Raw genomic sequence first — 18,568 nt, forward strand, 5'->3', positions numbered from 1 at the left:
CACCTCGTCGCCCACCGTGTCCCGCCGCACGTCGTCCGCGATCCGCGCCAACGCGTCCAACGCCGCACCATCGGCATGGAACAACGCCAACGCCTGGTCGTCCGTGAGTTTCGTGGGGTCGTTCGATGCCTGTGCCAGGGCGGCACGGAGGTCGCCGTCGAGACGTGTGGGCACGCCCACCGCGGCGGTCTTCTCCCGTACGGCGTCCCAGTCCCCGTAGGCGTCGTCGAAGTCGCCTCGCCGGTCGCCGGTGCGGCCCTCGGTGTCGATGGTGCGGTGCAGGTCGGTACGGCCGGTGGCGGTGAAGGCCTCTTCCGGCTCCTGCCACGGACGGCCCCGCACCACCGCGTCCTCACGGGCCAGCCCGGTCCCCGGATCGGCCAGCGCGGCGACGTGCGGCAGCAGCCGCGGGTCCAGCCACGATTCGCCGCGGCGAATGAACTCGGGGTAGACGGTCAGGCGTTCCCGCAAGGAGAAACCCGCCTCGGCGGTGCGCCGGGCCAGCTCGTCGATCCGCGGCCAGGGGCGCTCGGGGTTGACGTGGTCCGGCGTCAGCGGGGAGACCCCGCCCCAGTCGTCGATACCCGCTTCCAGCATCAGCGCGTACTCGGAGTCCACCAGGTTCGGCGGCGCCTGGATGCGCGCCGCCGGTCCCAGCACCACACGGGCGACCGCGATGGTGGCGGCCAGTTCGTCCAGCTCCGCGTCCGGCATCCCGCGCATCGCCGTGTCCGGTTTCGCGCGGAAGTTCTGGATGATCACTTCCTGGATGCCGCGGTACTCGCGAGCGACCTTCCGCAGCGCGAACAAGGACTCCGCGCGCTCCTGGTACGTCTCCCCGATCCCGATGAGGATCCCGGTGGTGAAAGGCACGTTGGAACGGCCGGCGTCCTCCAGCACCCGCAGGCGTACGGCGGGGTCCTTGTCGGGCGAGCCGTGGTGCGGGCCGCCGGGCTCGGACCACAGCCGGGTCGCCGTGGTCTCCAGCATCATGCCCATCGACGGCGCGACCGGCTTCAGCCGCTGGAAGTCCGTCCAGCTCATGACCCCGGGGTTGAGGTGCGGCAGCAGCCCCGTTTCCTCCAGGACGCGGATGGACATGGCGCGCACATACGCGAGCGTGTCGTCGTAGCCGTGCGCGTCCAGCCACTCCCGGGCCTCGGGCCAGCGGTCCTCGGGACGGTCACCGAGGGTGAACAGTGCCTCCTTGCAGCCCAGTTCCGCGCCCTGCCGGGCGATCTCCACGATCTCGTCCGGGGACAGGAACATGCCGTGCCCGGCGCGTCGCAGCTTGCCGGGCACCGTCGCGAAGGTGCAGTAGTGGCACTTGTCCCGGCACAGACGGGTGACCGGGATGAAGACCTTCCGGGAGTAGGTGATCACTCCGGGATGTCCCGCCGCCTCCAGGCCCGCGTCGCGGATCCGTCCCGCTGTGGCGATCAGGCCGGCCAGATCGTCGCCGCCTGCCTGGAGCAGCACCGCGGCTTCGTCGGTGTCGAGGGCCACGCCGTTGGAGGCCCGCTTGAGGGCCCGCCGCATGCTGTTCGCGGTCGGCCCGCCAGGGGCCGGTTCGTGGTAACTGGTCATGGTGCTCGGGGACTTCCTGTGTGTGGGGGGGCGAGACGGCACCTGCGAGTCGAGAGGGGGAAGGACTCGTGGACGGTCCGGCGGAGGGCAGCCGGATGCGCTCGGCTGCGATGCCCGGGGGGAGCGCTGCCTGCCGCTGCGCTCCCCCCGGGGGCCGGGGCCGCGTCAGCCCTGGTCCGTCAGCGGTTCCAGGACGAACAACGGGATGTCGCGCTCGGTCCCGGCCCGGTACTCGACGAACGGCGGGTAGGCGGCGTCCGCGCGCTTCCACCACTCGGCCTTCTCCTCGCCGTGGAGCTCACGCGCGGTCATGTCCTGCCTGACCGCGCGGTCCTGCACCTCGACCTGTGGGTGCGCGACGACGTTGCGGTACCAGGAGGGGTGCGTGTCGGAGCCTCCGTTGGAGGCCGCCACCGCGTAGGAGCCGTTGTGCTCCACCCGCATCAGGGGCATCTTGCGGATCTTCCCGGACTTCACGCCCTTGGTGGTCAGGATGACGACCGGCAGGTCCAGGAAGGTCCCGCCTTCGGCGCCGTCGGTGGCCTCGTACTGCGCGACCTGCTCGCGCACCCACTCGGTCGCGCTCGGCTCGTACTCACCGTGCAGGGGCATGGATGGTTCTCCTTGTCTCTTCGTGTCTTCTTGGTGGCACGGACCGGGGAGGGCCCCGTGCTCCGGATCGAAAGATGTTTCCCGGGCGGCCTTGGGAGGCGACGGGTCAGGCGGCGGTGGTCCCGGCCAGGGCGGTCCGGCCGGCGGCGAGGGCGGCCGCCTGCGCGGCGACCCGCGCCCCGAGGTGCTCGGCGGTGGCGATGTCGGACCCGTGCACCGTCTCGACGCCCCCGTCCTGGGGGGTCTGGGCACCCGCGCCGACCCAGAACCCGAGCCGATTGAGGTCGTTCTCGCTCGCCTGAAGGGCGTTCCAGCCCGGGGCCAGCCCGAGACCCACCCAGATCATGTGGTGCTGGGCGGCGAACGCGGCCAGGAAGTTCAGGGTGTTGAGCTTGTCCCCGCTCTTGGACGCGGAGTTGGTGAAGCCGGCCGCGATCTTGTCCGCCCACGTGCCGTTGAGGTACCTGCCGCTGCTGGCCTCGGCGAACGCGTGGAAGCCCGCGGAGGCGCCGCCCATGTAGGTCGGCGCCCCGAAGACCACCGCGTCGGCCGTGTCCAGCTGGTGCCACTGCTCTTCGGTGATGCCGTCCACCGCGACGAGTGTCACGTGTGCGCCGGTCTTCTCGGCCCCGCGCCGGACCGCTTCGGCGAGGACGGCGGTGTGTCCGTATCCGGAGTGGAAGGCGACGGCGACGTGCGGCTGAGGGGACACAACCTGGGACATCCAGGACTCCTTGGGTAGTCGATGTACTGCGGTCTCAAAAGTAGACCACATCTCTAAATGAATCCAAACCTAAAAAAATGTCCAAGTCTCGAAGGGGGTTCAGGTCTAGCGTTGAGTGTGCACCGGGCGAAGCCTCAAGGGTAGTGGTCCAAGTGGACCACAATCCCGTACCGTGGAGGCATGGGAAGAAAACGAGGCTTCGACGAGACCGTCGTCCTGGACGTCGTGCGCGACCGGTTCTGGTCCACGGGATTCGCGGGCACGTCCACCTACGACCTCATGGAGGCGACCGGGCTGGGAAAGGGCAGCATCTACAAGGCCTTCGGCAACAAGCGCGACCTGTACCTGCGCGTCTTCTCCGACTACTGCCAGGCCCTCGTCGCCCAGGCCCGCGATCAGTTGCGAGGCGCCCCGGACGCCGCGCCCGGCTCGCCCCTGGCGCGGCTCGAGAACTACCTCGTCTCGATCGCCGACGCCTTCGCCGCAGAGTCGCCGCACCGCGGGTGCTTCCTCACCAAGGCCACCGCGGACCTCGCGGGCGAGGACGAGAAGGTGGCGCAAGTGGCCCGCCGCGCGTTCGACGATCTCGCCGGCATCTTCGCGGCCACGATCCGCGACGCCCAGGACGCGGGGGAGGCGGCCGACCGCGCCGACTCCTCCGCCCTGGGATACCTGCTGCTCAGCGTCATCCGGGGCATCGACTCCATCGCCAAGGCGGGCGTCGACGCGGCGACGCTCGAACGGACGGCGCGCTCGGCGGTCGCCGTGATCCCTCGAGCGGGGTCCTCCGCGCAGAACTGATCGCTGCGGGGCGCGGCATGCCGGTCCGTCCCACCGGGGCTCCGGGGTGCCGTCGTCCGCCCGGATTGTTGACCAGGTGGACCACTAAACATATGGTGGTCAATAAGTAGACAAATCACCATGTGGCGCCGGGCTGCGCACCGAGCGGCAGCGGTTTTTACCGGGTCCGGCGACCTCACGACATGAAAGCGAGCACCACGCAAGATGAGCACCACCGAAGACCGGAACAAGGCGATCGTCCGCGAGGCCTTCGACACCCTGTTCAACCAGCGGGACTACGCCGTCGCCGAGAAGTTCTGGTCCCCGGACTACATCCAGCACAGCGCCCACATCGCACCCGGCCGCGAAGGGCTGTTCGACCTGGTCAAGACCCTCCCCGGAGAGCTGCGCCACGAGCTCGACCTGATCATGGCCGAGGGCGACATGGTGATGGTGCGCGGACGCTTCACCGGCCACGGACAGCCGGCTCCGTGGATCGCGGCCGACTTCATCCGCATGCGGGACGGAGTCCTCGCGGAGCACTGGGACGTCATCGAGGAAGAGGTGTCCAGGGCCGCTTCCCTCAGCGGTCTGCCGATGTACGGCGGCACCTTCCCCGAGGAGCGCTGACCCGTCGGCGCCCGTGCGTCGCCATCACGCCCACCCCCTACCAGCAGGCCCGCGCCCGGCCGAGGCCGGCGCCACGATGGGACATCACGTGCCAGGAACCATGGGAACGACGAGTCCGGCCACCGACTTGAAGGACTTCCTCACGTCGCGGCGCTCACGCCTCACGCCCCGGGACATCGGGCTCGCCGCCGCGGGCGGGCGTCGGCGCGTGGCGGGGCTCCGCCGCGAGGAAGTGGCGAAAGCCGCGGGAATCAGCGTCGACTACTACACGCGCATGGAACAGGGCCGCGTCACCGGCGCCTCGCCCGAGATCCTGGACGCACTGGCGACCGCCCTGCGCCTGGACGAGGACGAGACCCAGCACATGCACCGCATCGCGGGCGCCCGTCCTCCGCGCCGCCGCCCCGCGCCGGCCGGGGACGGCGCCCAGACCGCCAGGCCGATCCTCCACTCGATGCTGAAGTCCCTCGACGGGACCCCGGCCGTCGTCATGGGGCGCGGCATGACGGTGCTGGCGTGGAACCGCGCCGCGGCCGCCCTGCTGGGGGACTTCGCGGGGATGGCGCCGGCGGACCGCAACATCGCCAAGCTCACGTTCCTCGATCCACGTTCCCGTTCCCTGTACGCCGCCTGGGACGCCTGCGCGCGTGAGAGCGTCGCCTACCTGCGCCTGGAAGCGGGTCTCTACCCCGACGACCCGGTGCTGGCATCGGTGGTCGGTGATCTGGCCGCCAGGAGCCCGGAGTTCAGGGACCTGTGGGCGCAGCACCCGGTACAGGACAGGACCTCGGGCACCAAGGGCATCCATCACCCGGTCGTGGGGGACCTCACCCTCTCCTACGAGACGCTGCGGGTGGCCGACGACCCCGCCCAGGCGCTCGTGGTCTACACCACCGAGCCGGGCAGCGCCTCCGCGGAATCCCTGCGACTGCTCCTGGACTGGACGGCCGACGCCCAGGACGCGGGCATGGCTTCCGGGAACCCGACCGGCCACGTGGCCGATCGCCCGCCGAGGGGCTGACGCCCACGGGTGTCGTACTGCCCGGTCGTCGGCGGCATCGTGCGCCGCCCTGCCGGTGGGCGGGAACGTGCACCGGCAGCGCGTTCCGTACCCTTGCGGCATGCGCATGCGCCCTACTTTGAGCTGGACCCCGACCGAGGACCTACCGCCGGGCACCACGGACCTGGAACCGGTCGTCGAGGCGCTGAGCACCGGCGGTGTGCTGGTCCTCAGCGGGGCCGGCATCTCCACGGAGTCGGGCATCCCCGACTACCGGGGCGAGGGCGGCAGCCTGAGCCGGCACACCCCGATGACCTACCAGGACTTCACCGCCGACGCCCAGGCCCGGCGCCGGTACTGGGCGCGCAGCCACCTGGGCTGGCGTACCTTCGGCCGCGCCCGTCCCAACGCCGGGCACCGGGCCGTGGCCGCGTTCGAGGGCCACGGCCTGCTCTCCGGCGCGATCACCCAGAACGTCGACGGCCTCCACCAGGCCGCCGGCAGCGAAGGCGTCGTCGAACTCCACGGGAGCCTGGCCCGGGTCGTCTGCCTCTCCTGCGGCACCCTCAGCCCGCGCCGCGAACTCGCGCGGCGACTGGAGGAGGCCAACGTGGGCTTCGAGCCGGTGGCCGCGGGCATCAACCCGGACGGCGACGCCGACCTCACCGACGACCAGGTACGGGACTTCCACGTAGTGCCGTGCACGGTCTGCGGCGGCGTGCTCAAACCCGACGTGGTGTTCTTCGGCGAGGCTGTTCCGCCGTCGCGGGTCGCGCAATGCCGCGCGCTGGTGAGCGAGGCGGCCTCGCTGCTGGTCCTGGGCTCCTCGCTGACGGTGATGTCCGGGCTCCGGTTCGTCCGTCAGGCGGCCGGAGCCGGCAAGCCGGTGCTGATCGTCAACCGGGACGCGACCCGCGGCGATCGGTACGCCCTCACCCGCGTCGCCCTCCCGCTGGGAACGGCGCTCACCACGGTCGCCGGCCGCCTGGACATCCCCGTCGACGGACAGACCGCCCAGGCGGGATGACCGGCGGGGATCCGGTGACCGACCTCCTCAGGACAGATGCATGACGGCCGTGGCGATCTCTCGGACGCGGTCCCGCGTGATCCCGGTGCGCTGTTCGACGGCGAGCGCGTGGTCGGTGGGTTCCGGCTCGATGAAGGGGCGCTTGCACACCGGCCTGGCGTGAGCGTTGGTCTTGAGGTTGGTGCGAGCCCACCGATCACCTGTGACGACAGGTCCGGCCGGGGACGCCCTGTCATAGGGATCGGCTAGGTTGCACGGATGGGTGTCATGGATCCGCTCGTGCCGGCGCTCGCCGGACTGCTTGTCGACGTCGTGTGGTGGCTGGAGAGCTGCGGGGACGAGGAAGTGGACCCCGACTCCGCGGTGAAGATGATGGAGGGCGTCGGCGGGGTGCTGCTGCAACTGCCGCCAGATCAACGCGCACGGCTCGTGCAGGCGCTCGCGGACCTGGCCGAAGCGGAGCAGGATCCGGCGCGGCGCAGCGTCCTGGAGTCGTTCCCCTTCGCTGTCGGCATGGCCGAGGACCGAGGGAACTGAGTCGGCACACCGCGGACCGCCGTGGCACCCCCGGGCGGCCAGGGCATTGCGGCTGTACGGGAGTTGTAGCGCGGCTACGATGCGCGGATGGCGGAGCAGCTGTACGACCGGTCGAGCCGCGGGTGCGCGGTGGGGCATCTGGATTCCGGGTTGCGGACCGCGATCCTCGCCGAGGCCGAGAGCGAACTGCTCGGTGACGTCGCGGCAGCCGCCGTCTGCTGCGTGGAGACCCGCAGCGTCCCCCGACGCCGCACCGGCCTCGGGCGCTTGCTCGGGGGAAGGGCCCTGCCCGAGACGCTGACGGCGGCCGTGTTGCTGCCCCGGCATCTGCTGGTCGCCGTCACATACAGCGGCGGCGTCACGGCGCATTCCGCGCGACTGGGCGAGATCACGGTCACCGACGTCGATCCGCACTGGGCACGTGACAGCGGAGTGTCGGTCCTCGCCCGCTGGTCGCACCAGTCCGAGGCCGGGTCGCTGCACCTTGCCCTCGGCGACGATCCCGCCGGGGCGTCGTTCAGGGAGAACCTGCGGCGCGCCGTCGAGGCGGCGAAGAGCGGCTGAGCGGGGGGACCGACGTCAGCGGTCCTGGTGCCGGCCGGTGAGGAGGTCGCCGGTCGCGGTGCGGTGGTAGACGACGCGTCTGCCGATCCGCGTTCCGGTGACGAGGTCCGCGTCGCGCAGCACGGTCAGGTGGCCCCCCACGGTGCCGAGGGACAGGCCGAGTTGGGCGGCGAGCTCGCTCGTGGTGGCGGGGCGTCGCAGTTCGTGGAGGATGGCGGCACGTCCGGTGCCGATCAATCGCGCCAGCGCCCGGCCGGGTGCGGGGCCGGGGTCGGCGGCGGCGCTGCCGCGGGCCGGGTAGACCAGCGCATAGGAGGCCGGTGGGGCCTCGCACAGCCATGTGCCCGCGGAAATGGCGGCGATCGGTATGAACTGCATGCCGTCCTCGCCGACGAAGCGGTCCGGGGAGGGCCGGTCGCTGAAGCGGATGGCGTCGGTGCCGACCCAGGCGCTGCGACGACTCATCCGCTCCAGGGCGCGGGGCCAGCCGTAGGCGGCGAGCAGTCCCGCGCGGTAGGTGACGTCCCGTTCCAGCAGGGCCCGGCGGCGGGGCCAGTCGGGGGCGACATGGGCCGTCCAGGTGCGGCGGAACAGGTCGGCGGTTCTGGTGGCCCAGTTGCGTCCGGTCAGCCACTGGTCCAGCGTGTGCCGCTCCCAGCTGTGCGCCACGGACTCCTCCAACTCGGCCCGCACCTGGGCGTCGGGCATGGCGGCCACGTGGGCGAGCTCGTCGTCCAGGACGGTGCGCATGCCGCCGGTGGGTGGGATCACGACGTGGCCGGGCATCCACTTGGTGGAGCTCAGCAACCGGACGAGCCCCTTGGCGAAGGGGTCGGTGTCCAGGGTGGCGAGGAACGCGCCGTGATGACGGGCGTGCCAGGGGGCCAGCCACGGGTCGGCGTGCGCGGAACCCAGCACCATCGTGGACGCGAGCGTCTCGGCGAGCGGCGACAGCGCGAACCGGGACCGCGACAGGGCCAGGGAACTCATCCGCAGCAGGGTCATCTTTCGCCTCCTGCCGAAACGATAGTGCCCGGCCCGGCTCCTTCCGCAGACTGCGGTGCGTGCTCTCACCCCTCCTTGCGAACAAGGGCTTCCGCTGGTTCTTCACCGCGCAGTCGGTGTCCCTGCTCGGGAGTGCGATGGCCCCGGTCGCGCTGGCCTTCGCCGTCCTGGACGCCTCGGGAAGCCCCGGCGACCTGGGCGTGGTCCTCACCGCCTACATGGTGCCGCTGCTGGTGTTCCTGGTGGTGGGCGGAGCCACGGCCGACCGTCTTCCGCGCCGCACCCTGCTGGTGGCCGCGAACCTGGGCTCGGCCCTCACCCAGGGCGGTGTGGCCGCCCTGCTGCTGACCGGCCGCTACGCCCTACTCCCGGTGGCCGCTCTGGGATTCGTGAACGGCGTCCTCGCCGCCTTCACCACGCCGGCCCTGCGCGGCATCCTGCCCCAACTCGTCCCGGGAGACGGGCTCCGGCAGGCGAACGCGCTGCTGGGATCCGTACGCAACGCCACCAAGATCCTCGGGCCGAGCCTGTCGGGCGTGCTGGTGGCAGCCATGGGCGGAGGGCCGGCCATCGCCTTCGACGCGTTGACCTACCTCCTTGCCGCCGCGTGCCTCACACGCCTGGCCCCGCTCAACGGGCCCTCCGACAAACGCCGTTCGGTCGGCCTGCTCACCGACATCCGCGAGGGCTGGGACGCCTTCCGCCGGATCCGGTGGGTCTGGACGGTGTCGCTCGCCTTCTGCGTGGTCAACTTGGTGCAGGTCGGTACCTGGCAGATCCTGGGACCCGAGCTCACCCGGCAGGCCGACGGCGAGGCGGCCTGGGGTTTCGTGCTCAGCGCCCGTGGCGCGGGCCTGCTCGTGATGAGCGCGCTGATGTACCGGCTGACGGTCCGCCACCTGCTCCGGCTGGGCCAGTTGGTGAGCGTGCTGGGTGCGCTGCCGCTCCTGGTGCTGGGTGCGCACCTCCGTGCCCCCTGGTTGATCGCCGCCGCCTTCACCGCCGGGCTGGGTTCCTCCGTGGCGTCCGTCGGCTGGGACACCTCGCTGCAGGAACACGTCCTGCCGCACGCACTGTCGCGTGTGTCCTCCTTCGACGACCTGCTGTCGTACATCGCCATCCCCGTCGGCCAGTTGAGCGTGGCACCGCTCGCCGACCATTTCGGGGGATTCCAGGTGGCCGCGGTCGCGGGCGTGGTCTACGCAACGGCGGTCCTGGCTCCGCTGGCCTCCGCCGCGGTGCGCGGCCTGCCCCACGGCGCGGGCGCCCGCGCCCCGGTGACCGTCGACGCCGCCCCGACGACGCCCCCCGAACCCGTCGGCCGGTAGCCGGCGTGTCCCCGGCAGCGGGAACGAGGCGTCCCCGCCACCGGGGGCACCGGCGGCGGGGACGTCTCGGGTCGGTGGCGGAGCGTGCGGGTCAGCTCGTCAGCAGGGTGAAGTCGTGGACGGTCGTCGCTCCCTTCTTGATTTTCACCGTGACCGCGAGCGGCTGGTAGCCGTCCTTGGCCGCGATGAGCTGGAGCGGGTTGTTGCGGGTGTCGAGCCACAGTGCGTAGCTGCCGTCCGCGGCCGTCTTCAGCGTGTAGTGCGTGGCCCAGGTGGAGACCTGCACCGTCGCGCCGGTGATCGGGCCGCCGCCGGACGCCGTCACCGTGCCGGCGATCTTGCCCCACGTGGCGGGCGGCTTCACGGTCAGAGAGACGCCCAGCGGGTCCAGCCGGTACGGGGTGTCGCTGCGCGGGATCAGCGCGGCGGTGTAGGTGCCCGGCTGGGTGATCTCGGGGACGGAGGCGTCGAGTACGACGGTGACCGTCGTGGAGGCGCCCGGCTGGAGGGTCACCTTGTTCGTGCTCTCCGCCAGCCAGGTGACGTCGGCGGCGTGCTCCTGGTCGTAGCCGGGCAGGACCTCGGAGGTCTTGACCGGAGTGCCCTGGCCGGTGAGGCCGCCGATCGCGTAGAAGCCCAGGGCACCGCCGCCGCGGTAGACCGAGGTGCTGGCGTTGGGCAGGGCGGTCCAGGTGTTCTCGTTCGGCTCGTAGGCCCACGCCTGGTTGGTCAGCGCGGTGCCGTTGGCGACCGAGCCGCCGCGGATCAGCAGCAGGCCGTTGGCCGAGGCGTAGGAGGCGCCCCAGGCGTCGGTCGGCTGGTCCGCCACCGGAGACCAGACGTCGGTGGCCGGGTCGTACACGTAGGCGTGCTTGGTGGTGACGTGCTGGGCCTCGCCGCCGGAGCAGTAGAGCTTGTCCGCGATGGTGCCGCAGGACTCCCAGGACACCGGCTGCGGGTAGGGGGCCGCCATCGACCAGGTGTCGGTGTCGGGGTCGTAGACGGAGACGTCCGTGGAGCCGCAGCCGATGGTGAAGCAGCCGCCGACGGAGTACAGCTTGCCGTCGAGTACCGCGCTGCCCGCGCCGGCGTACGGCTTGGGCATGGTGGCCCCCGTGCTCCAGGTGCCGGTCGCGATGTCGTAGATCTCCAGCTTGCCGTCGGGGCTGCCGGCCGCGCCCCAGCCGCCCGCCGCGTAGATCTTGCCGTCGATCACGCCGTGCGCCGGGGCGTCGCGGGTGTCGGCGGCGGAGGCGAGCTTGGTCCAGCTGCCGTTGTACGCGTACAGGTCCGCGGTGCCGTGGCCCCCGGTGGAGCCGAACGCGGAGTAGACGGTGCCCTGGTAGGTGTCGACGGCGTTGTCACCGGTGGCGGTGGGCAGGTCGGCGACGGGCTGCCAGGCGGTGCCAGGGGTGCCCAGGGCGCGGGTCGTGGCGTCGTCCTGGGCCGTCTTGGAGGCGGCGGCGGGCGAGGTGAGCCTCAGCGGCGAGTAGGAGCCCTTGACCAGGTGGAGCGGGGCACCGTCCTGCTGCCGCGCCGCGGTCGCCGCCCGCTCGACGGTGAGACCTCCGGCCTTCTCGGTCAGGTCGAGGGTGGCCGGCGCGGTGCCGTCGTTGGTGACGGTCACGCTCTGCCCGGCGCTCTTGCCCCAGGCCACGCTCTTGGCGATGGACGCCGGGGTCAGCTTGAACCGGCCTGCCTTGAGGGGAAGGTCGTGCCTGACCGTGGCGTCCGGGGAGATGTCCACGGTCTCGGTGGCCGTGGCGTAGTGGGACAGTACGGCGGACACCGGGTGGTTGCCCGTCAGGTGCGAGAACATCCAGTAGAAGCCGTCGCCGACCTGCGGGTCGTCGGGCGTGGCCGTGCTGGTGGTGCGGTCACCGGGTGCCGGTGCGTCGGTGCTGGTGACGGTGGCGCCGTTGACGCCCGCGCGGGTGTTGGCGTCCGTCACGTGGCCGACGAGGAGCGCGCCGGGCACCGGGTCGTACGTGCGCTGCCCGAGGAAGACGTCGTCGATCTGCCACCACATCCCCCAGTCGGAGGTGGTGTAGTGGAAGCGCACCCGGACGTCGTTCCTGCCGGCGTAGGCGTCGAGCGGCAGTTCGATGTGGGCCGGACCGGGCACCCAGATCGAGCTCTTCTCCCACACGGTGGTCCAGGTGCCGCCGCCGTCGGCCGAGATGTCGACGTCCGCCGTGTTGCCCGCCCATCCGGCGTAGTCGGTGTCGAAGGCCAGGATGGGAGTGGTCGCCGAACCGAGGTCGAACGAGGGCGAGATCAGCGAGGAGTCCTGCGTCTGGACGCCGTTGGAGTCGCTGTCGACGGTCGCGAAGCCGCCGTTGCCACCGGTGTGGTTGCCGCGGCTGCCCGGGTCGTCGAAGGTCCAGCCGCCGTCGGTGCCGTCGGCGTCGGCCGCGCTCCAGCCGTCGGTGGGTCCCGAGGCGGAGTCGAAGGCCTCGGTCGGCCCGTGCAGGTGCACGGCGTAGCCCGGCGCCCGGGCGGCGGCCGGGTCCACGGGGACCGGGACGTTCAGCTTCCGGTCGGCGGTCGCGACCTCGACGGTCTTGTCGACTGCCTGGTAGCCGGGGTAGTTGGCGGTCACGTGCAGGGTGTAGGAGGCACCCTGCGGGAGCTTCAAGGAGTAGGCGCCGGTGGCGGGGTCGGTGAAGACCGGTCCGCCGGGTACCCGGTCGGCGGTGATCTTCGCGTAGAGCGGCCAGCCGTGACCGGAGCCGTCCGTGACCTTGCCGGAGACCGTCTGGGTGGGCAGGGCGTCGAGGCTGAAGGACTCGGCCACGGTCCCGCCGTCGGCCAGGACGACGCCGGAGGCACGGCCGGTGGCGTAGCCGTACACGCTCGCGGTCATGTCGTAGGTGCCCACCGGGATGTCCAGCCGGTAGGCGCCGGACGCGTTCGAAATGGCCGTGTTGTCACCGGCCTTGACGGTCGCTCCGGCGATCGGTGTTCCGGTGCCGCTGTCGGTCACCGTGCCGCTGATCATGCCGTGCGGGCCGGTGCGGAAGGCGTTGACGCCATGGGGCGTGCCGAGCCCGGTCGGGCCGTCGTAGCCCGGGCCCGCGGTGCACAGTGGTGCAGGGGTGCACGCGCCGTTGCTGCCGGTGGTCACGTCGTTCAGCGAGCCGGCCTGGGCGTACGGGTAGGCGTTGGGGTAGGTCCCCGCGGCCGGGGTGCCGGCGATGGCGTAGACGCCCGCGATGAGCGGGGCGGACGCGCTCGTGCCGCCGAACACCTGCCAGCCGTCGGCACCGTAGGTCTGGTACACCGAGACACCGGTCGCCGGATCGGCGACGGCGGCGACGTCGGCGACGGTCCGGTTGGCGCACGCGGTGTCGGTCTGGAACGCGGGCTTGGGTTCGTAGAGCGAGCAGCCGGAACCGGGGCCGCCGCCGCTGGGGCCGTGCCACACCGACTCGCTCCAGCCGCGGCCGGTACCGGAGTTCCTCACCAGGGCGGTGCCGCCGACGGCGGTGACGTACGGGGAGGCCGCCGGATAGGCCACGCCGTAGCTGCTGTCACCGGAGGACGCGACGACCGCCACACCGGGGTGGTTGTAGTAGGGGTCCATGGCGGTGAGTTCCGAGGGGTCCTCGCCGCTGCCCGGAGTGCTGTCGTACTGGGTGCCGTAGGAGTTGGAGACGTACTTCGCGCCGAGCGCGACCGCCTGGTCCACCGCGGCACCCAGGTCGGCGAAGCCGGGGCTGTCCGCCTCGACCAGCAGGATGTGGGCGTGGGGAGCGGCGGCGGACACCATGTCCACGTCGAGGGATATCTCGCCGGCCCATCCCGGGTCGGCGGCCGGGAAGTGCGTGCCGCCGCGCTGGTCGACCTTGGTGAAGCAGCCGTCGGCCGCCGTGCACGCGGGCAGACCGTACTGCTCGCGGTAGACCGCCAGGTCGGCCTCGACGGTCGGGTCGTCGAAGGCGTCCACGATCGCGATGGTCTGGCCGGCGCCGCCGTCGGCGGGCAGCGCGTAGGCGCTCTGCAGGTCGGCGGCGCCGAAGCCGGCCGGGGTGGCGGAGAACGGCTGCACTCCCCTGCGAGCGGCCAGGTCGGTGCGGCGCATCGCCATGCAGGTGAACTGCCCGGGCGCGGGGTCACCGCACTGCCGGACGGCCGTGGCCGTCTTGGCGGAGGGCGCGGCGACCGCGGGTGCCGCCGTGGGCAGTTGGAGTCCGACGACGGCGAGGGCTGCCGACACGAGGCCGGTGACCGCGGTGGCGGCTCGACCTCCACGTCGCCCGCTCGGTCTGAGACGGATCGTACGCACGCAGTTACTCCTGAAGCCGAGGTGACCGGGTGATGAGGACGTCCCCGCCCGGTCGCGGTCCGATCGGGACCGCTGGCGTATGAAACTGCCTCAACCCTCCCGCCTGAAAGGCTTTGTGGCTGTCGCATGTGTGACACGCCCCAAAAGCGCCGCGCGAAGTGCGATCTCCGTCGTCTGCCGGGAAGCAACTGCCCACCGGACGCGGGGTGTCGGGGTCGGCGGGGTGGGGCGGAAGCGGACCGGGGGAATCCATCGGTCGTAAATCCCCCGTATCCGGATGATTCGGTATTTCCGTTCGCGTACATCATGAAAGAACTGAGAAATTTCTCACGATGGGATGGGCATCCTTTTACCTGCTTCAGGAGTCTCTAGTGGGATGGCCTCGTCATGCCATCAGCCCATAGGAGCATTTGAGGTATACGCTTTGAAAAACGGCATAAAGAACATGTCCCGCGTCTCCGCGGTGACGATCACTGCGGGAGCAGTGATGTCGGCCGGAGCGCTCGTCGCCCCGGCTCAGGCCGCGACGATCGCGACGCCCACGATCACCGCCAAGGGCGGCTTCGTGATGAACAACGGGACCGGCAAGACCCTCTACACGAAGGCCGCGGACACCCGTCGTTCCACCGGATCCACCACCAAGATCATGACGGCTCGCGTCGTGCTCGCCCAGCCGCATCTGAACCTTGACACCAAGGTGACGATTCAGAAGGCGTACAGCGACTACATCGTCTCCAAGGGCGCCTCGTCGGCGCACCTGATCGTCGGTGACAAGGTGACCGTCCGTCAGTTGCTGTACGGGTTGATGCTCCCGTCCGGCTGCGACGCGGCCTACGCCCTCGCCGACAAGTACGGCACCGGCACCTCGCGGGCCGCACGGGTCAAGTCGTTCATCGGCAAGATGAACTCGACGGCCAAGAGCCTGGGTCTGAAGAACACCCACTTCGACTCGTTCGACGGCATCGGGAGCGGGGCGAACTACTCCACCCCGCGCGACCTGACCAAGCTCGCCAGCAGCGCGATGAAGTACGCGACCTTCCGCACCGTCGTGAAGACGAAGTCGACGAAGCAGAAGGTCACCACGAAGACCGGTGGCTACCGCTACATGTCGTGGAGCAACACCAACACGCTGCTGAGCAGCTACTCCGGAACCATCGGCATCAAGACCGGTTCCGGCAGCGTTGCCAAGTACTGCCTGGTCTTCGCCGCGACCCGGAACGGCAAGACGGTCATCGGTACCGTTCTCGCCGCCCCCTCGGCGACCAGCCGTGCGTCGGACGCGACGAAGCTGATGAACTACGGCTTCAAGAAGTAAGCAGGCACATCGGCATGACGAGGGGTCTGCCCGCGTCCGCCTCGCGACCGATCGTGGCCGCGACGGACAGGTAGCGGGGAAGGCCCCGGAGCTGAGGGGCACGACCGGGACGTCCCGGTCGTGCCCCTCAGTGATGGGAGCCCCGCGTCCGCGGGGATCGTCGCCGTCACTCCTCCAGCGGCCCGAGGTCCGGGGTGTCGCACAGGTCGACGGCGGGCCGGGCGGTGGCGTGCAGTTCCAGGACCACCACCTCGTTGGTGCCGGGACGCAGCACAGGGGCGGGGACGTAGAGGCGGCGCTGCGGGCCGCGGGACCAGTAGCGGCCCAGCGCGAAGCCGTTGACCCAGGCGTTGCCCTTGGTCCAGCCGGTCAGGTCCAGGAAGGTGTCCGCGGCGGCCTCCAGCTCGAAGGTGCCGCGGTGGAACGCGGGCCCTACGGGCTGCGGGGCGCCCGTGGCGAAGGCGAGTCCGGACAGGTCGTCCAGCGGCAGGGGCCTGCTGCGCCAGCCGGTCAGCACGCTGCCGTTCGCCGTGACGGGCCCGGTCAGTCCCTTGCGGTCGTGGATGCCCTGCCCGTAGTTGACCCGGCCCTGGTTCTCGACCAGCACCGTCAGGGTCGCGCCTGTCGCCGGGACGGTGAGGGCCAGCGCGCTCTCGTGCTGTTCCCGCTCCAGGGTCCCGACGGGGGCGCCGTCGAGGAAGACCTGCGCGCGGTCCTTGATCCCGTCGAAGTGCAGCAGGGTGGGGCCGGGCTCGGCGAGCTCGGTCTCGTACAGGACGAAGCCGAAGTCCTGGCCCAGCTCCTCCATGGTCAGCGGGCGGGGGCCGGCCACTGCCTCGCCCAGCCGGTCGGCGGAGCCGAGCAGGGGCGCGGTCCCGGTGAGCCGGACGCCGAGGAGGTTGAGCTTCTTCGACGGCTCGGGCAGGGGTCCGTCGGGGACGGCGGTGTGCCGGGCGAGGACGTCGCGGAAGGCGAGGTACTTGGGGGTGATGTCGCCGGCCTCGTCCAGGGGCGCGTCGTAGTCGTAGGAGGTGATGGTCGGCCGGTAGGTGTGCTTGTCGTTGGCGCCGTTGGTGAAGCCGAAGTTGGTGCCGCCGTGGAACATGTACAGGTTCACGCTCGCGCCGGCGGTGAGCAGTTCGTCGAGGTCCGCGGCGGCGCTCGCGGCGTCGCGGACGACGTGCACGCCGCCCCAGCGGTCGAACCAGCCGTTCCAGAACTCGGTGCACATCAGGGGGCCTTCGGGCTGGTGCTCGCGCAGCGCGGCCAGGTTCTGCGCGGACCGGCTGCCGAAGTTCACCGTGCTCAGAACGCCCGGGATGCTGCCGCGGGCGAGATCGGCCGGCTGGTCGCAGGTGAACAGCGGTACGTCGACACCGCCTTGGCGCAGCTTCGCCTCGAGGTGCGTCAGGTAGGCGGGGTCCTCGCCAAAGGCGCCGTACTCGTTCTCCACCTGTACGGCCAGGACGGGGCCGCCATGGGTGGCAAGGTGGGGCGTGACGAGCGGCAGCAGCCGGTCGAGGAAGGCGTCCACGGCTTCGAGGTAGCGCGGGTCGGCGGTGCGCAGCCGGATGTCGGGCGTGGCCAGCAGCCAGGAGGGCAGGCCGCCGCCCTCCCACTCGGCGCAGATGTACGGTCCGGGGCGCAGCAGGACGTGCAGCCCCTCGGCCTGGGCGAGTGCCAGGAAGGCGGGCAGGTCCAGGCCGCCGTCGGCGCGGAACTCGTCGGGCCGGGGCTGGTGGAGGTTCCACGGCACGTAGGTGTCGATGGTGTTCAGCCCGAGCAGGCGCGCCTTGCGCAGCCGGTCCCGCCACTGTTCGGGGTGGACGCGAAAGTAGTGCAGGCCACCGGAGATGATGCGGAACGGCTCGCCGTCGAGGCGGAATTCGTTCCCTTCTGTCCGCAGTAGGGGCATGGCGGGGGCTCCTCCAGTGGAGTCGGGATCATGTGCGGGTAGTGCGGCCGCGGGGCGTTCCCGGGCGTGTCCGCGTCGGGGTCCGGGACGGGATGTTTGCGTTGCCATCACCGGGCGCGAGGGCGGCGATGAGGTTCTGGCACTTCACGAGTTCACAAGTTCATGGGTTGACGGTTCACCGGTCTGCCGGGGGCGGCGCGGTGCTGCCGCGGACCACGAGGCTGGTGGGCACCAACGTGGTGCCCTGCTCCGCGACGTCGTCCCGGATCTGGCGCAGCACGCCCTCGACGCAGCGCCTGCCGACCTCGGCGAAGTCCTGGTGGATCGTCGTCAGGGGCGGCATGAAGGAGGCGGCCTCGGGGATGTCGTCGAAGCCGACCACGCTCACGTCCTCCGGCACGCGCCTGCCGCGCTCGTTGAGCGCGCGCAGCACACCGAGGGCCATCTGGTCGTTGGCGACGAAGACCGCGGTGCAGGCCGGATCCGCCGCGATCCGCAGTCCGGCCTCGTAGCCGGACTCCGCCGACCAGTCACCGCGCAGCAGTTGCGGCACGTCGCGGCCGGCGGATTCCAGGGCCTGCCGCCAGGCGCCGACCCGGCGCTCGGACGCGAACGACTCCTTGGGACCCGCGATGTGCCACACCGTGCCGTGGCCAAGGCCCAGCAGATGCTCGACGGCCGCCCGCGCGCCGCTGGCCTGGTCGGTGTCGACGACGCAGTACTGGTCGCCGGCGTCGGAGTCGACGACGACCACGGGGGCCGTCGGCGGCAGCGCCACGGTCATCGCGTCCAGGAGGTGAACCTCCATGATCATGACGATGCCGTCCACCGCGAGTTCGCCGAGCCGCGTGAAGGCACCGCGCACGCCGTCCTGCGTGGGCGCGGTGACCGGCAGCAGGGTGGTCGCGTACCCCTCGTGCGCGGCGGAGGACGCGACGGCCTCCAGGGTGCGCATGTTGCCGGTACTGGACAGGCTGAAGAGAATGACGCCTATCGTGCGGAACTCACCGCTCTTGAGGGCGCGCGCCGCGCTGTTGGGGCGGTAGCCGAGCTGCTTCATCGCGGCGAGCACCTGCTGCCGGGTCTCCTCCAGGACGCCGGGGAAACCGTTGGAGACCCGGGAGACGGTCTGCGCGGAGACGCCTGCCAGCTTGGCGACGTCGGCCATCGACGCGCCGCGCCGTCGCCGCTGCGCTCCGAGCACCGAGTTCTGTGCGGTCCCGTCCACGTCCGTCGTACACCTCGTCACACATCAC

General features: G+C 71.2%; 15 protein-coding genes and 1 pseudogene. 8 read left to right on the forward strand and 8 right to left on the reverse strand.

The features are described 5' to 3' along the window. The 3 genes from cofG to ACFYXS_RS38815 all read right to left on the reverse strand — a co-directional run. On the reverse strand, positions 1 to 1,539 hold a 1,539-nt coding region (gene cofG / locus ACFYXS_RS38805), incomplete at its 3' end, for a 7,8-didemethyl-8-hydroxy-5-deazariboflavin synthase CofG (RefSeq protein WP_389256559.1). 213 nt (positions 1,540 to 1,752) lie between these two features. Continuing rightward, on the reverse strand, positions 1,753 to 2,199 hold the full coding sequence (locus ACFYXS_RS38810; RefSeq protein WP_389256518.1) for a nitroreductase family deazaflavin-dependent oxidoreductase: 447 nt from the start codon (positions 2,197 to 2,199) through the stop codon (positions 1,753 to 1,755). Positions 2,200 to 2,305: 106 nt separating this feature from the next. Next, positions 2,306 to 2,923, reverse strand: coding sequence for a flavodoxin family protein (locus ACFYXS_RS38815; RefSeq protein ID WP_389256519.1), 618 nt, complete (start codon positions 2,921 to 2,923; stop codon positions 2,306 to 2,308). Between the two features lie 180 nt (positions 2,924 to 3,103). On the opposite strand from ACFYXS_RS38815, the gene ACFYXS_RS38820 reads away from it, so the two are divergent. The 4 genes from ACFYXS_RS38820 to ACFYXS_RS38835 all read left to right on the forward strand — a co-directional run bounded on the left by ACFYXS_RS38820 (position 3,104) and on the right by ACFYXS_RS38835 (position 6,360). After that, positions 3,104 to 3,724 (forward strand): TetR/AcrR family transcriptional regulator, encoded by a 621-nt coding sequence (locus ACFYXS_RS38820; RefSeq protein ID WP_389256520.1) that lies wholly within the window; start codon positions 3,104 to 3,106, stop codon positions 3,722 to 3,724. 204 nt (positions 3,725 to 3,928) lie between these two features. Further along, entirely contained in the window at positions 3,929 to 4,333 is a 405-nt protein-coding gene (locus tag ACFYXS_RS38825) for a nuclear transport factor 2 family protein (RefSeq protein ID WP_389256521.1), read from the forward strand. Between the two features lie 100 nt (positions 4,334 to 4,433). Continuing rightward, a complete protein-coding gene (locus ACFYXS_RS38830) occupies positions 4,434 to 5,354 on the forward strand; it encodes a helix-turn-helix transcriptional regulator (protein ID WP_389256522.1) in 921 nt (306 codons plus the stop codon). Positions 5,355 to 5,454: 100 nt separating this feature from the next. Continuing rightward, on the forward strand, positions 5,455 to 6,360 hold the full coding sequence (locus tag ACFYXS_RS38835) for an NAD-dependent protein deacetylase (RefSeq protein WP_389256523.1): 906 nt from the start codon (positions 5,455 to 5,457) through the stop codon (positions 6,358 to 6,360). A 27-nt stretch (positions 6,361 to 6,387) separates the two neighbouring features. On the opposite strand, the pseudogene ACFYXS_RS38840 reads toward ACFYXS_RS38835, so the two are convergent. Beyond that, positions 6,388 to 6,540: pseudogene (locus tag ACFYXS_RS38840) on the reverse strand (DUF2199 domain-containing protein); the annotation flags it as partial. A gap of 87 nt (positions 6,541 to 6,627) precedes the next feature. Here ACFYXS_RS38840 and ACFYXS_RS38845 point away from each other — a divergent pair. Together ACFYXS_RS38845 and ACFYXS_RS38850 are read left to right on the forward strand one after the other, a co-directional pair. Next, entirely contained in the window at positions 6,628 to 6,897 is a 270-nt protein-coding gene (locus ACFYXS_RS38845) for a hypothetical protein (RefSeq protein ID WP_389256524.1), read from the forward strand. 87 nt (positions 6,898 to 6,984) lie between these two features. Next, positions 6,985 to 7,461: a hypothetical protein gene (locus tag ACFYXS_RS38850; protein WP_389256525.1), complete on the forward strand. Its 477-nt coding sequence runs from the start codon at positions 6,985 to 6,987 to the stop codon at positions 7,459 to 7,461. Positions 7,462 to 7,476: 15 nt separating this feature from the next. Here ACFYXS_RS38850 and ACFYXS_RS38855 read toward each other — a convergent pair whose 3' ends face one another. Continuing rightward, positions 7,477 to 8,466: an ArsR/SmtB family transcription factor gene (locus ACFYXS_RS38855; protein ID WP_389256526.1), complete on the reverse strand. Its 990-nt coding sequence runs from the start codon at positions 8,464 to 8,466 to the stop codon at positions 7,477 to 7,479. A gap of 59 nt (positions 8,467 to 8,525) precedes the next feature. On the opposite strand from ACFYXS_RS38855, the gene ACFYXS_RS38860 reads away from it, so the two are divergent. Continuing rightward, positions 8,526 to 9,794: an MFS transporter gene (locus tag ACFYXS_RS38860; protein WP_389256527.1), complete on the forward strand. Its 1,269-nt coding sequence runs from the start codon at positions 8,526 to 8,528 to the stop codon at positions 9,792 to 9,794. 91 nt (positions 9,795 to 9,885) lie between these two features. On the opposite strand, the gene ACFYXS_RS38865 is transcribed toward ACFYXS_RS38860, so the two are convergent. Further along, a complete protein-coding gene (locus tag ACFYXS_RS38865; protein ID WP_389256528.1) occupies positions 9,886 to 14,082 on the reverse strand; it encodes a carboxypeptidase regulatory-like domain-containing protein in 4,197 nt (1,398 codons plus the stop codon). Between the two features lie 445 nt (positions 14,083 to 14,527). On the opposite strand from ACFYXS_RS38865, the gene ACFYXS_RS38870 reads away from it, so the two are divergent. After that, a complete protein-coding gene (locus tag ACFYXS_RS38870) occupies positions 14,528 to 15,397 on the forward strand; it encodes a D-alanyl-D-alanine carboxypeptidase family protein (protein WP_389256560.1) in 870 nt (289 codons plus the stop codon). Between the two features lie 166 nt (positions 15,398 to 15,563). Here ACFYXS_RS38870 and ACFYXS_RS38875 read toward each other — a convergent pair whose 3' ends face one another. Both ACFYXS_RS38875 and ACFYXS_RS38880 read right to left on the reverse strand, forming a co-directional pair. Beyond that, on the reverse strand, positions 15,564 to 17,312 hold the full coding sequence (locus ACFYXS_RS38875) for a beta-galactosidase family protein (RefSeq protein ID WP_389256529.1): 1,749 nt from the start codon (positions 17,310 to 17,312) through the stop codon (positions 15,564 to 15,566). A gap of 175 nt (positions 17,313 to 17,487) precedes the next feature. Continuing rightward, positions 17,488 to 18,540: a LacI family DNA-binding transcriptional regulator gene (locus ACFYXS_RS38880; RefSeq protein WP_389256530.1), complete on the reverse strand. Its 1,053-nt coding sequence runs from the start codon at positions 18,538 to 18,540 to the stop codon at positions 17,488 to 17,490. Between the last annotated feature and the right edge of the window lie 28 nt (positions 18,541 to 18,568).

Origin of the sequence: Streptomyces sp. NPDC002574, assembly GCF_042889545.1 — a bacterium.
Taxonomy (GTDB): Bacteria; Actinomycetota; Actinomycetes; order Streptomycetales; family Streptomycetaceae; genus Actinacidiphila.